Origin of the sequence: Stenotrophomonas sp. TWI169 (assembly GCF_039674705.1) — a bacterium.
Taxonomy (GTDB): Bacteria; Pseudomonadota; Gammaproteobacteria; order Xanthomonadales; family Xanthomonadaceae; genus Stenotrophomonas; species Stenotrophomonas maltophilia_P.
On record NZ_JBDJOB010000014.1, the window covers coordinates 73,555 to 85,720 of the forward strand.

The 12,166-nt window shown below is 65.7% G+C and carries 15 protein-coding genes; 10 read left to right on the forward strand and 5 right to left on the reverse strand.

What is annotated here, in order from left to right; all coding sequences use genetic code 11:
* The first annotated feature begins 25 nt into the window (after positions 1-25).
* Positions 26-904: a PhzF family phenazine biosynthesis protein gene (locus tag ABE543_RS12175; RefSeq protein WP_065174556.1), complete on the forward strand. Its 879-nt coding sequence runs from the start codon at positions 26-28 to the stop codon at positions 902-904.
* A gap of 46 nt (positions 905-950) precedes the next feature.
* On the opposite strand, the gene ABE543_RS12180 is transcribed toward ABE543_RS12175, so the two are convergent.
* Positions 951-1,382: an OsmC family protein gene (locus ABE543_RS12180; RefSeq protein WP_053516662.1), complete on the reverse strand. Its 432-nt coding sequence runs from the start codon at positions 1,380-1,382 to the stop codon at positions 951-953.
* Between the two features lie 371 nt (positions 1,383-1,753).
* On the opposite strand from ABE543_RS12180, the gene ABE543_RS12185 reads away from it, so the two are divergent.
* From ABE543_RS12185 to ABE543_RS12200, 4 genes are all read left to right on the forward strand, one after another.
* Positions 1,754-2,152, forward strand: a complete 399-nt coding sequence (locus ABE543_RS12185) for an HU family DNA-binding protein (protein WP_053516661.1) — start codon at positions 1,754-1,756, stop codon at positions 2,150-2,152.
* A gap of 298 nt (positions 2,153-2,450) precedes the next feature.
* The gene (locus ABE543_RS12190) at positions 2,451-2,759 is read left to right on the forward strand and encodes a DUF3861 family protein (RefSeq protein ID WP_053516660.1); all 309 of its coding nucleotides are present in this window, start codon (positions 2,451-2,453) and stop codon (positions 2,757-2,759) included.
* A 55-nt stretch (positions 2,760-2,814) separates the two neighbouring features.
* On the forward strand, positions 2,815-3,354 hold the full coding sequence (locus ABE543_RS12195) for a hypothetical protein (RefSeq protein WP_340044112.1): 540 nt from the start codon (positions 2,815-2,817) through the stop codon (positions 3,352-3,354).
* 77 nt (positions 3,355-3,431) lie between these two features.
* Complete coding sequence (locus tag ABE543_RS12200) at positions 3,432-4,028, forward strand: DUF1439 domain-containing protein (protein WP_065174554.1); 597 nt, start codon at positions 3,432-3,434, stop codon at positions 4,026-4,028.
* A 65-nt stretch (positions 4,029-4,093) separates the two neighbouring features.
* Here the strand turns inward: ABE543_RS12200 and ABE543_RS12205 are convergent, their stop codons facing one another.
* Complete coding sequence (locus ABE543_RS12205) at positions 4,094-4,636, reverse strand: type 1 glutamine amidotransferase domain-containing protein (RefSeq protein ID WP_111186009.1); 543 nt, start codon at positions 4,634-4,636, stop codon at positions 4,094-4,096.
* A 132-nt stretch (positions 4,637-4,768) separates the two neighbouring features.
* The gene (locus ABE543_RS12210; RefSeq protein ID WP_053516698.1) at positions 4,769-5,236 is read right to left on the reverse strand and encodes an SET domain-containing protein-lysine N-methyltransferase; all 468 of its coding nucleotides are present in this window, start codon (positions 5,234-5,236) and stop codon (positions 4,769-4,771) included.
* 214 nt (positions 5,237-5,450) lie between these two features.
* Here ABE543_RS12210 and ABE543_RS12215 point away from each other — a divergent pair, with 214 nt between their 5' ends.
* From ABE543_RS12215 to ABE543_RS12235, 5 genes are all read left to right on the forward strand, one after another.
* On the forward strand, positions 5,451-5,906 hold the full coding sequence (locus ABE543_RS12215; protein ID WP_053516656.1) for an SUF system Fe-S cluster assembly regulator: 456 nt from the start codon (positions 5,451-5,453) through the stop codon (positions 5,904-5,906).
* 17 nt (positions 5,907-5,923) lie between these two features.
* The gene (gene sufB / locus ABE543_RS12220) at positions 5,924-7,399 is read left to right on the forward strand and encodes a Fe-S cluster assembly protein SufB (RefSeq protein ID WP_065182413.1); all 1,476 of its coding nucleotides are present in this window, start codon (positions 5,924-5,926) and stop codon (positions 7,397-7,399) included.
* Between the two features lie 65 nt (positions 7,400-7,464).
* The gene (gene sufC, locus ABE543_RS12225; protein ID WP_053516654.1) at positions 7,465-8,229 is read left to right on the forward strand and encodes a Fe-S cluster assembly ATPase SufC; all 765 of its coding nucleotides are present in this window, start codon (positions 7,465-7,467) and stop codon (positions 8,227-8,229) included.
* Complete coding sequence (gene sufD / locus ABE543_RS12230) at positions 8,229-9,491, forward strand: Fe-S cluster assembly protein SufD (RefSeq protein WP_346475729.1); 1,263 nt, start codon at positions 8,229-8,231, stop codon at positions 9,489-9,491. The genes sufC and sufD overlap by 1 nt, the downstream gene beginning before the upstream one ends.
* Positions 9,488-10,744: a cysteine desulfurase gene (locus ABE543_RS12235; protein ID WP_065182415.1), complete on the forward strand. Its 1,257-nt coding sequence runs from the start codon at positions 9,488-9,490 to the stop codon at positions 10,742-10,744. The genes sufD and ABE543_RS12235 overlap by 4 nt, the downstream gene beginning before the upstream one ends.
* A 177-nt stretch (positions 10,745-10,921) precedes the next feature.
* On the opposite strand, the gene ABE543_RS12240 is transcribed toward ABE543_RS12235, so the two are convergent.
* Together ABE543_RS12240 and ABE543_RS12245 are read right to left on the reverse strand one after the other, a co-directional pair.
* Positions 10,922-11,140, reverse strand: a complete 219-nt coding sequence (locus ABE543_RS12240; RefSeq protein ID WP_346475730.1) for a hypothetical protein — start codon at positions 11,138-11,140, stop codon at positions 10,922-10,924.
* An 80-nt stretch (positions 11,141-11,220) separates the two neighbouring features.
* Positions 11,221-12,165 (reverse strand): RHS repeat-associated core domain-containing protein, encoded by a 945-nt coding sequence (locus tag ABE543_RS12245; RefSeq protein WP_197571842.1) that lies wholly within the window; start codon positions 12,163-12,165, stop codon positions 11,221-11,223.
* Between the last annotated feature and the right edge of the window lies 1 nt (position 12,166).

Here is a 12,166-nt window from a genome sequence, read left to right on the forward strand (position 1 = left end):
CCATCGTTTCCTGGAGTTGTCACTGATGTCCGCACGCCGTTTCCTGCAACTGGATGTGTTCTCCCCGCGCGCCGGTGCCGGCAATCCGCTGGCCGTGGTGCTGGATGCCGACGGACTCGACGACGACACCATGCAGGCCATCGCCCGCTGGACGCGGTTGCCCGAGACAACCTTCGTGTTCCCGCCGCAGACGGCGGGAACCAGCTACCGCCTGCGCATGTTCAGTCCGCAGAAGGAAGTCCCGTTTGCCGGCCACCCCAGCGTAGGCACCGCGCATGCCGTGCTGCAGGCGGGCCTGGCGGAGGCGGTGGATGGCCTGCTGGTGCAGGACGGGATTGCCGGCGCGCTGCCGCTGCGGGTCAGCGGCGAAGGCGCGCAACAGCGCATTGCCATCCGCACCCCGCGCGCGCAGCTGGCCGAAACCGCGCAGGCGGACGATCCCCGCCTGCAGGCGGCCCTGGAGGGCTGGCCACTGGGTCGGTTGCCGCCCGCACGCATGCAGGGCGGGCGTAGCTGGTGGGTGGTCCAGGTTGCCGATGAATCGGCCCTGCGCGCGCTGCGCCCGGACTGGGACGCGGTGGCCGCGCTGGCCGAATCCACCGACAGCATGGGCGTGTTCGCCTATGCATTCGCCGACGGCAACGAAGGCTTCGATCTGGCCGTGCGCGCGTTCGTCGGCAACGGGCGCCGCTTCGAGGATGCCGCCTCCGGCGCCGCCAACGCCGTGCTGGCGGCATGGCTGGACCTGCGCGGCGCTCTGCCGCGGGGCCGCGAGGCATTCGACGTCAGCCAGGGCCGGGAGGTCGGGCATGACGCACGCCTGACCCTGCGCGTGGACGAGGCCGGCGAGGTCTGGTCCGGCGGTCAGGTGCAGACGGTGATCGCCGGCACCCTTGATTGGTGATGGGTGGTTGCCCTGGGACGCCGGGCATGGCCCGGCGCTACCGACCTCAGCCCAGCTCGGCCTCCAGGCTGATGGGCACCGCGCTCAGTGCCTTGGACACCGGGCAGTTCTGCTTGGCATCGTCGGCGATGGCACGGAACTGCGTCGCATCGATCCCCGGCACCACGGCCTTCACTTTCAGCCGGATCTGCGAAAGCTGTGGGCCGCCTTCCATCGACAGATCCACCTTCGCCTCGGTATCCAGCGACGTCGGAGTGAAACCGGCCTCGCCGAGCTTGGCCGACAGCGCCATGGTGAAACAGCCGGCATGCGCGGCGGCGATCAGCTCTTCCGGATTGGTGCCCTTCTCCTCGCCGAAACGGCTGTTGAACCCATAGCGGGTCTTGTCCAGAAGGCCACTCTGCGGCGTGCTCAACTGTCCCTTGCCGGACTTCAGATCGCCTTCCCAGTGCGCGGTGGCGTGTCGCGAGATTCCCATTTGCTGCTCCTGTGTGGCGGTGATGAACGGTCACCCTCGCATGGCGCACGTTATGCCTGCGTCGCTCTGCCGCATTGCAGCGTGCCCGGCACGCGTGCTCCGGTTCCATCGCGCCACCTCCGCTCCATGCTGTTTTTCCCTTGTTTTCAGCGGTTTCGAGCTCCCACCCGGCGTAAGGGCCGGCGCTTCCCTGCCCCTCCGGAAGCCCCTGCCCCCTACCGCCGGCCATGTACTGAATCGGCCTGGATATGAAAAAACATGCACTTTCCGCGCTCCGGGCTATTGGCGGCGCCCGAGAGTTGCCCTACATTGCGCTTGCCGACGGGGTTCGGCGCCGACCAAACAACCAACCGTTCACGGAACAGGAAACCATGGCAAAGACCGCTAAGAAGGCTGCCCCGAAGAAGGCAGTGAAGAAAGTCGCGACGAAGGCTGCCGCCAAGCCGGCCGCTCCGAAGCCGATCAAGGAAGTGCTGACCAAGTCCGGCCTGGTTGCACACATCGCTGAAGCCTCCGGCGTTGTCGCCAAGGACGTGCGCGCTGTGCTGGCCTCGCTGGAAGGCGCTGTCGCCTCTTCGGTGCACAAGAAGGGCGCTGGCTCCTTCACCCTGCCGGGCCTGCTGAAGATCACCACCGTCAATGTGCCGGCCAAGCCGAAGCGCAAGGGCATCAACCCGTTCACCAAGGAAGAGCAGTGGTTCGCCGCCAAGCCGGCCACCACCAAGCTGAAGGTTCGTCCGCTCAAGAAGCTGAAGGACGCCGCGCTGTAAGCGCGCGCCATTCGGCGGATGCATGACGGGACGGCCCAGGCCGTCCCGTTTTTTTTGGCGCCCCCGGCGGTTCCGCGCAGGCAGCGACCATCTTCCGGGCACGGCGCCGGGCATCGCAACACAGCGTTGCCCCAGCAGCGCAATCGGCCTCCCAGGCCCGCCACCAAAGGCTGCGGCCACGCTTCCCCCGCACTTCGTCCAACCGGGTGGAACACTGCGTGCAGCGCCGGCCGTCGCCGCCGGCGGCGGCCTTGCCTATGGTGGGCACATTCCCCCACAGCAACGGCGAGCACCTCTCATGGCCAGCCCCTCCACCCGCTACCGGATCTCGGTGACTCCGATCGAAAAGGACGGGTTGCAGTGCACCGGGCGCTGCACCATCGAACTGGAACATCGCGCCAGTCGCGACCTGATGCGACTGCTCGAAGCGGCACCGCGCACCGCAGGACTCAGTGGCGACGAGCGCGCCACGCTGGTGGTCGCCACCCAGTTGCTGCGCGACATCGTGCAGCGTCATGCCGACACCGACGGTCATGCACTGGCCGCACTCGCCGCCCAGGTCCTGCCGGCGCTGGATGCGCTGGATCAGCTGCCATCTTCCCGCTGAAGACCCCGTAGTCGATACACTGCCGTCCTCCAGGTCGCCTCGGGGAGGAGGCACCATGCGCAGGACCCTGCTGTTGCTGATGCCGCTGGTCGTGCTGGGCTGTTCCCGGCCGCCCCCCGCAGTGGATATCACCGCCCCGGTCGCCACCAGACCGGATGATGTACACCGGCAGCCGACGGCCGTGGGCGATGAGGCTGCATCGCTGCGGCCACCCTCCGTCCAGCCGTTGCTGGCAGCAGTGGCCGACGACGCTGAGCCGCCCGGGGACATGCTCAGCCGGTACATGACCGACCTGCTCAATCGCGACCACGCCGCGAGCGACGCTGCCTGGACCTTCCCCCCCGCCGATCCGCGGCGGGCGGATGACGCCGCGCTGCGCCAGCTGGACAACGTGCGCGCCCTGCGCCTGCGCAGCCAGACGCCGGTCGCCGTCGACGGCAAGCTTCCGCCGCAGCTGCTGGAAGTTCCGGTGCAGGTCCGCGCGGTGACCGCCGACGGCACCTTCCGCTTTGGTGGCTGGTATCGCGTGCAGCCCAACGCCGACGGCAGTGCCTGGCAGATCCAGTCGGCGCAGCTGCGGCCCTCTTTGGACTGAACCGCTGCAACGGCATGCACGCTCGATTCAGCCTGCAAAGCTACTCTGTAGCCACCCCGCCCTTTCCGGTCACCGCCATGCGCCTGCGTCCCCTGATGACCCGCCTCGCCGCCGCCACCGTCCTGATCGCCGCTGCGATCGGCGCGCAGGCCGCACCTTCGATTTCCGGCCGCGAACTCTCGGTTGGCGCCAGCGACGTGCAGCAGTACCTGGACGGCAGTTTCCCGCGTACACAGGATGCACTTGGCGGCCTGATCGCGCTGACGATGAGCCATCCGCAACTGAGCCTTCCCGCAGGCGAACGCCTGAACCTGGGCATGGACGTGGCGCTTGCGACCGCCGGCGGCAGTCCGGCCAAGCTCGGTACGGTCAAGCTCAGCAGCGGCCTGCGTTATGACGCCCAGACCCAGGGCTTCCACCTGCAGCAGCCGAGCGTGGACGATTTCACCCCGGCCAATCAGGGCGGCCGCCTCGATTCACGTACCCGCGGGCTGCTCAATGCCTGGCTGAGCGACTATGCGCAGCGTGAACCGATCTACAAGCTTGATCCGGCCGTGGCCGGCATGCTCGGTGCGCTGCAGGTGCAATCGGCACAGGTGAAGAACGGCAAGCTGGTCGTCACCTTCAACCAGAACCTCGGCAACCTGGTGCCTGCGGGCCTGCTCGGCAACTGAGCCGAGCTGCAGCACCATGCCCGGCCTCCAGCGGCCGGGCACGGGTGTGACACAGCGGCAGATCGTCAGGCAGCCAGCGCGCGGACGACGGCCTCGCTGAAGGCGGGAATGTCGTCGGGCTTGCGGCTGGTGATCAGATTGCCGTCCACCACCACTTCGGCATCCTGCCAGCGCGCACCGGCGTTGAGCAGATCCTGCTGCAGTGACGGCCACGAGGTGACCTCGCGGCCGTTGGCCAGATCACTGTTGATCAACAGCCAGGGGCCGTGGCAGATCGCCGCGACCGGCTTGCCGGCCGCCGCCACGTCGCGGATGAAGTCCACGGCGGCCTGATCCGTGCGAAGCGTGTCCGGATTGATCACGCCACCGGGCAACACCAGCGCATCGAACCCTGCCGCGTCGGCTTCGCTCAGGGGGATGTCCACCGCCACCGCCTCGCCCCAGTCCTTCTCTTTCCAGCCTTTGATGGTGGCTTCCTTCGCCGGCGATATCACGCTGACCCGGGCGCCTTCCGCTTCAAGCAGGCGCTTGGGTTCAATCAGTTCGGACTGCTCGAAGCCGTGGGTGGCCAGGATGGCGATCTGTCTGCCTTTGAGGCGCTGGGCCATGAGTGCACTCCCGTTGGTGAGGATGAGCACCCAGCGTGCGGCAACGTGCATTGAAGCGGAGTGACCCGCGTGTCGATGGCAGGTGCATGTCCGCGATGCGGCCGGCGATCGGCCGGCCGTACCCGGTGCCGGTCAGCGCTTGGGCTGCAGCATGGTGCCGGTGCACTTGGGGGAACCGCAGCGGCACTCCCAGATCTTCTTCAGCTTGGCCGTATGGCGCTCGGCCAGGACGATGCCGTAGTTGTAGGTCAGCTCCTCACCGGCGGCGATATCGCGCAGCGCTTCGATGAACACCTTGTCACCACGGCTGTCGCCGTCCGCATCTTCCTCGATCACCGCCTCGCAGTTGGGGTCGCAGCTGTGGTTGATCCAGCGCGCATCGTTGCCCTTGTAATTGGCATCGATCACCCAGTCGTCGTTGAGGGTGAACAGGAAGGTGTGGCCGCTTTCGACGTCACCGCTGTCATCGGCATCGACGTCGCCATGGCTGCGCAGCAGGCCCTTGTACTGGATCACGCGCTCGCCCTGCTTGATCGGGGCCACGGCGAACACACCGTTGCCATGGATGGCGGACTTGCGGGCTTGGATCTTCTTCGGCATCGGCACGGGCTGTTTGCAGCGAAAGGAACCCGGATTCTCGCCCATTCCGGGCAATTGCGAAAATCGTCCCGATGCTCCAGCATGTCGCCCCGATCGTGACTGCGGGTGAACGGCCCCGGCCAGGGTCTCCCAGCGCCGGCTGAATGCCCGGGTTGGATGCCGGCGAAGAAAAGCGTACAATTTCAGTCCGCTTTAAGAACCGCTCGCATCCCCCATGTTGCGCGTCACCAAACTCACCGATTACGCCACCGTCGTGCTGACCGTGCTCGCCGCCCGTCCGGGCGAAGTGCTCAGCGCCACCGAGCTGGCCGAATTCACCGGCCTGGAGCCGCCCACCGTCAGCAAGGTCCTCAAGCCGCTGGCACAGGCCGGCCTGGTCGAGGGCCTGCGCGGCGTCCGCGGCGGCTATCGGCTGACCCGGCCCGCCGTGGAGGTCTCGCTGTTCGAAGTGGTGGAAGCAATGGAAGGGCCGCTGGCCCTGACCGAGTGCAGCCACGACCACCACCAGTGCGGCATGGCGCCCAAGTGCGGCGCGCGCAGCAGCTGGCGGCTGATCAACGACGTGGTCTCCGAGGCCCTTCGCGATGTCAGCCTGGCGCAGATCCTGCCCCCTCTTCCCCTTGTCGATGACGAACAGCGCCGCACCATCGCTGTCGACGTCGTCTCCTGATCCGTAGGCAGCCCCCCATGGCCACCGAAACCATCGAAACCGTCGCCCACGACGACACCCCCAACCGCGAGATCCATGAGCAGCTCGGCCGCAAGTACTCGGCCGGCTTCGTCACGGACATCGAATCGGACTCGCTGCCCCCGGGCCTGGACGAGGACACCATCCGTGCGCTGTCCGCCAAGAAGGACGAGCCGGAATGGATGACGCAGTGGCGCCTGGACGCCTACCGCCACTTCCTGACGATGCCGATGCCGAACTGGGCCAAGCTGCAGATCGCCCCGATCGACCTGCAGGCGCTCAGCTATTACTCGGCACCGAAGGGCCCGAAGTACGCCTCGCTGGATGACGTGCCCAAGGAACTGCTCGATACCTACGACAAGCTGGGCGTGCCGCTGCACGAGCGCGCCAAGCTGGCCGGCGTGGCGGTGGACGCGGTGTTCGACTCGGTCTCGGTCGGCACCACGTTCCGCAAGGAACTGGCCGAGAAGGGCATCATCTTCTGTTCGATGTCCGAAGCCATCAAGGAACATCCGGAACTGGTGCGCCAGTACCTGGGCACCGTGGTGCCGGTCGGTGACAACTACTTCGCCGCGCTCAACTCGGCGGTGTTCTCCGATGGCAGCTTCGTGTTCATTCCCAGGGGCGTGCGCTGCCCGATGGAGCTGAGCACCTACTTCCGCATCAACGCCGGCCACACCGGCCAGTTCGAGCGCACCCTGATCGTGTGCGAGGACAAGGCCTACGTGTCCTACCTGGAAGGCTGCACCGCGCCGATGCGCGACGAGAACCAGCTGCACGCCGCGGTGGTCGAGCTGGTGGCGCTGGAAGATGCGGAGATCAAGTACTCCACGGTGCAGAACTGGTATCCGGGCGACGAGAACGGCGTCGGTGGCATCTACAACTTCGTCACCAAGCGCGCCGAGTGCCGCGGCGCACGCAGCAAGGTCACCTGGACCCAGGTCGAGACCGGCTCGGCGATCACCTGGAAGTATCCGTCCTGCGTGCTGCTGGGCGATGACTCGGTCGGCGAATTCCACTCCGTCGCGCTGACCCACCATCGCCAGCAGGCCGACACCGGCACCAAGATGATCCACGTCGGCAAGCGCACCAAGAGCAAGATCGTCAGCAAGGGCATCAGCGCCGGCCGCGGCCAGAACACCTACCGCGGGCTGGTCAAGGTCGACCGCAATGCCGAGGGCGCACGCAACTATACCCAGTGCGATTCGCTGCTGATCGGCAAGCAGTGCGGCGCCCACACCTTCCCCTACATCGAGGTGAAGAACCCGGGCGCCACCGTCGAGCACGAGGCCACCACCTCCAAGATTTCCGATGACCAGCTGTTCTACTGCCGCGCCCGTGGCATCAGCCAGGAAGACGCGGTGTCGATGATCGTCGACGGCTTCTGCAAGCAGGTGTTCCGCGAACTGCCGATGGAATTCGCAGTGGAGGCCAAGAAGCTGCTGGAAGTCTCGCTGGAAGGTTCGGTGGGCTGAGCCCTGCCCTCGCAACGCATTCTTTTTATCGGCGGGCTGCGGCCCGCCTCACGGAAATTCCCACCATGCTGAAGATCGAAAACCTCCACGCCCGCATCGGCGACAAGGAAATCCTCAAGGGCCTTTCGCTGGACGTCCAGCCCGGCCAGGTGCACGCCATCATGGGCCCGAACGGCGCCGGCAAGTCCACCCTGGGCAACGTCCTGGCGGGCCGCGACGGCTATGAAGTGACCGAGGGCAGCGTCCGGTTCGACGGGGTCGATCTGCTCGACCAGGACCCGGAAGCGCGCGCCGCTGCCGGCCTGTTCCTGGCGTTCCAGTACCCGGTGGAAATCCCCGGCGTGAACAATACCTACTTCCTGCGCGCGGCACTGAACGCGCAGCGCAAGGCACGCGGCGAGGACGAACTCGATTCCATGCAGTTCCTCAAGCTGGTACGGCAGAAGCTGGCCGTGCTGCACCTGAAGGACGAACTGCTGCACCGTGGCGTCAACGAAGGCTTCTCCGGTGGCGAGAAGAAGCGCAACGAGATCTTCCAGCTGGCCGTGCTGGAACCGAAGCTGGCGATCCTCGACGAAACCGATTCGGGCCTGGACATCGATGCGCTGAAGAGCGTGGCCGACGGCGTCAATGCGCTGCGCGCCGCCGACCGTTCGTTCCTGGTCATCACCCACTACCAGCGCCTGCTGGACTACATCAAGCCGGACGTGGTGCACGTGCTGGCCGACGGCCGCATCGTCAAGAGCGGTGGCCCGGAACTGGCGCTGGAACTGGAAGCGCACGGCTATGACTTCCTGAAGGACCGGGTCGTGCCCGAGGCGGCGGTCTGATGAGCGCCCTGCTTGATTCCATGGCCCAGGCCTTCTGCGGCAGCGATGCGCGCCGTGAAGTGCTGGATGCGGCCCTGCGTGATGGCCTGCCGGCCGCCCGCAACGAAGCCTGGAAGTACACCTCGCTGCGCCAGCTGGAGCGCCGTGCCTTCGCCGCCGCGCCGCTGTCGCCGCCGGTGCTGGATGTGACCGTGCTGGAAGACATCCCCGCGCCGCGCCTGGTGTTCGTCAACGGCCGCCTCAGCGACGCACTGAGCGACACCCACGGCCTGCCGGCCGGCGTGCAGCTGGAACCGCTGTCCTCGGCGCTGGCCGCCGGTGAGGATGCCGCGCGTTTCCTCGGCCGCCGCTACGAGCGCAGCGACGAAGTGTTCGCCCGCCTGAATGCCGCCCTGGCCGATGAAGGCGCGGTGCTGCGCGTGGACGACGGCGTGCAGGTCGAGGCACCGCTGCAGCTGGTGTTCGCCAGCGTCGCCGGTGACACCGATCTGGCCTGGCACCACCGCCACCTGATCGAACTGCGTGCCGGCGCCAGCCTGGGCGTGGTCGAACACCGCTTCAGCGTCGGTGACTCCGCCCACCTGGACAACACCGTGCTGCACGTCCACGTTGCGCGCGATGCCGTGCTCAAGCATGCGCGCGTGCAGGCCGGCAGTGCACGCCAGACCAGCATCCTGCGCACCGACGCGGTGCTGGCCCGTGACGCGCAGTATCACCGCGTGGACCTGGAACTGGGCGCCGCGCTCAGCCGCCATGAACTGAACGTACGGCTGGAGGGCGACAGCGCGCAGCTGACCGCCAATGGCGTGCTGCTCGGCAATGGCCGCCGCCACGTCGATACCCGCCTGGGCATCGACCACATCGCCCGCGATACCCGTAGCGAGCTGCTGTGGCGCGGCGTGGCCGCCAACCGCAGCCGCGTGGTGTTCCATGGTGGCATCCAGATCCGCGAAGGCGCCGACGGCACCGACGCGAACCTGTCCAACAAGAACCTGCTGCTGTCGGCCGACGCCGAGATCGACACCCAGCCGGTGCTGGTGATCGATGCCGACGAAGTGAAAGCCGCACACGGTGCGACCGTCGGCCAGCTCGATGCGAACGCGCTGTTCTACCTGCGCTCGCGTGGCCTGCCGCAGGCACAGGCGCAGGCGCTGCTGAGTGCCGCGTTCTGCCATGAGCCGCTGAAGGTACTGCCGGACGCGCTGCGCGAGCAGCTGGCACGCCGCCTGGACAAGGCCCTGGCCGAGGCGGGTGTGGCATGAATCTCTCCACCCCGCGCCCGATCGAAGAACGCGCCAGCGCCCCCGACTGGGATCGCGTGCGTCTCGACTTCCCGCTGCTGATGCGTGAAGTGCATGGCAAGCCGCTGGTCTATTTCGACAACGCCAACACCGGCCAGAAACCGGTGCAGGTGATCGGCGCGGTGGATGAGTTCTATCGCCGCTACAACGCCAACGTCAGCCGCGCGGTGCATGCCCTGGGCAGCGAAGCCACCGATGCCTACGAAGGTGCGCGCAACAAGCTGGCGCGCTTCCTCAACGTGCGCCCCAGCGATCTGGTGCTGTGCAGCGGCACCACCTTCGCCATCAACCTGGTGGCGTACTCGTGGGCGCTGCCGCGATTGAAGTCCGGTGATGTGATCCTGGTCTCGCGCATGGAGCACCACGCCAACATCGTGCCGTGGCAGCTGGTCGCGCAGCGTACCGGCGCCACCCTCCGCGTGGCCGAGATCACCCCGGATGGCGCGCTCGACCTGGATGCGCTGCGTGCGGCCATGACCCCCGAGGTCAAGCTGCTGGCGGTCACCCACGTGTCCAATGTGCTCGGCACGGTCAACCCGGTGCGCGAGATCTGCCGTGAGGCGCGCAAGCGCGGCATCATCACCGTGGTGGACGGTTCGCAGGCCGCACCACACCGCAAGGTCGACGTCGCCGCGATCGGATGCGACTTCTATGCCATCACCGGCCACAAGATGTGCGGACCGACCGGCACCGGCGCCCTGTGGGCACGCCGCGAGCATCTGGATGCGATGCCGCCGTTCCTCGGCGGTGGCGAGATGATCAAGGAAGTCAGCTTCGACGGCACCGTGTTCAACGATGCCCCGCACAAGTTCGAGGCTGGCACCCCGAACATCGCCGGCTTCATCGGCCTGGGCGTGGCCGCCGACTACCTGCAGGACATCGGCCAGGAGCACGTGGAGGCGCGGGAAGCCGAGCTGCTCGCCCACTTCACCGAAGAGCTGCGCCGCGTCGAGGGGCTGCGCATCATCGGTGAAGCGCCGGAGAAGGCGGCCGTGGTCTCGTTCCTGATCGACGGCGCGCATGCACACGACCTGGCCACCCTGCTCGACCTGGAAGGCGTGGCCGTGCGTTCCGGCCAGCACTGCGCACATCCGTTGCTGCAGTACTTCGGTGTCGCAGCCACCTGCCGTGCCTCGCTGGCGTTCTACAACACGCACGCCGAGATCGAGCGATTCATGACCGCGCTGACCAAGGTACGTAAGTTGCTCGGCTGAGGATTCACCGGAGCCAGGGAAATACGGGAACGCCGCAGGGGACTGCGGCGTTTTTTATTGCTCGTGGGAAGCAAGCCAGTAGAGATGAAACTGGGAAATGCCGAGTGATGCCAGGAACGGGCAATCTCATCGTAATGCCGAACCATTCCACCATCAGCGGCCTTGAGACCTCGCCTTTCACATGCCAACGAGCATGGATACCCCGGAAGCAATCAAGAAGACGTACATCATCACGACGCCCCTCAACACCCACCGCTCACCCTGATGGAGCGCCTGCCCTTTGGAAGTGAGGGCAAGCACTGCGATACCACGCAAGCACCTAAGCCACCAGTCAACCTTGATGATTCCGGCTGCAGCAAGTACTTCTGGCCGTTCGCGCTCGATTTTCAGCAGCATCCTGTGAGCCGCAAATGCGTTTATCCACATGGCACCTAGAATTATGGAAGCCCAAACGGGGTAACTCTCAACAAGCCATTTCATTTACCTACCCCATTGAGAATTGTGTCATCAAACATCACTGAAACACCCGTGTAAGAGCCTAGACTCGTGCTTGCACTGAATGTCAAATCCAAGCCCGTGCCCGGGTCAAACTTCAACGCCGCAGATACGGGACCAGCAGCGAAAGATCCGACTATATCGACTGGGGCATCCACCCCTCCCCACCGAAAACCAACCTTTACAAGATCTGCCGCAGGGAGCCCAGTTAAAGACTTGGATAGTCCGCCCCTCACGCCAACTCCAATCGGAACTATGCCCAAGGCATCCTTTTTGCTGTCCCAATCACGAGTGTAACGAAGTCCTGCTCCATAGGCAGCCACAGCTTCTGTTTCATAGCTCATTTCTGCAACTTGAATGAACAATCCTCTTTCTGCATTCTTTGCGGCGCCCTTTTGTGAACTCGAACCACCACTGGACACCCGAGCCCCTCCCAAGGTTCCCATCCGTGAGCCGGGAGCCACTCCTCCCCCCTTGATCGCACTTCCGACAGTAGCCACCCGTGGGCTGCGAACCTTTTCATCTGGGGCACGCCCATCCGGATCGGTGAACCTGTAGGGGTTACCGTTTGCATAATAGTAGCGACCGAATGCCACTTCTGTAGCAGAGATGGGATCGACAGACAGAAACGCACTCGCCTCTGGATCGTAATACCGCTGCTCCATGTAACTCAGCCCCGTACCCGAGTCTGTCACATGCCCCGTATACCCCGGCCCATCCTTCAGCGGCCGGTTGACCACGGCCCCATACGGCTCATACACCGTGCGCTCGATAACATTGCCGCTGGCATCGGTGATCGCTACCGGAGAACCCAGGGCATCGGTATGGATGTACTCCACCGTTTCCTGGGCCGCAGCCGGCACAATCCAGGCCGCCAGCGTCACAAGAAAAACAGCACGCATCAGTAAACAAGTGATTCCATTCATG

Coding starts and splice junctions, on each gene's coding strand:
- ABE543_RS12180 (WP_053516662.1), bottom strand. CDS start 1,382: ATGGGAATCTCGCGACACGCCACCGCGCACTGGGAAGGCGATCTGAAG.
- ABE543_RS12185 (WP_053516661.1), top strand. CDS start 1,754: ATGGCAAAGACCGCTAAGAAGGCTGCCCCGAAGAAGGCAGTGAAGAAA.
- sufC (WP_053516654.1), top strand. CDS start 7,465: ATGCTGAAGATCGAAAACCTCCACGCCCGCATCGGCGACAAGGAAATC.
- ABE543_RS12210 (WP_053516698.1), bottom strand. CDS start 5,236: ATGCCGAAGAAGATCCAAGCCCGCAAGTCCGCCATCCATGGCAACGGT.
- sufB (WP_065182413.1), top strand. CDS start 5,924: ATGGCCACCGAAACCATCGAAACCGTCGCCCACGACGACACCCCCAAC.
- ABE543_RS12190 (WP_053516660.1), top strand. CDS start 2,451: ATGGCCAGCCCCTCCACCCGCTACCGGATCTCGGTGACTCCGATCGAA.
- ABE543_RS12195 (WP_340044112.1), top strand. CDS start 2,815: ATGCGCAGGACCCTGCTGTTGCTGATGCCGCTGGTCGTGCTGGGCTGT.
- ABE543_RS12245 (WP_197571842.1), bottom strand. CDS start 12,165: ATGAATGGAATCACTTGTTTACTGATGCGTGCTGTTTTTCTTGTGACG.
- ABE543_RS12235 (WP_065182415.1), top strand. CDS start 9,488: ATGAATCTCTCCACCCCGCGCCCGATCGAAGAACGCGCCAGCGCCCCC.
- ABE543_RS12240 (WP_346475730.1), bottom strand. CDS start 11,140: ATGCTGCTGAAAATCGAGCGCGAACGGCCAGAAGTACTTGCTGCAGCC.
- ABE543_RS12215 (WP_053516656.1), top strand. CDS start 5,451: ATGTTGCGCGTCACCAAACTCACCGATTACGCCACCGTCGTGCTGACC.
- sufD (WP_346475729.1), top strand. CDS start 8,229: ATGAGCGCCCTGCTTGATTCCATGGCCCAGGCCTTCTGCGGCAGCGAT.
- ABE543_RS12200 (WP_065174554.1), top strand. CDS start 3,432: ATGCGCCTGCGTCCCCTGATGACCCGCCTCGCCGCCGCCACCGTCCTG.
- ABE543_RS12205 (WP_111186009.1), bottom strand. CDS start 4,636: ATGGCCCAGCGCCTCAAAGGCAGACAGATCGCCATCCTGGCCACCCAC.
- ABE543_RS12175 (WP_065174556.1), top strand. CDS start 26: ATGTCCGCACGCCGTTTCCTGCAACTGGATGTGTTCTCCCCGCGCGCC.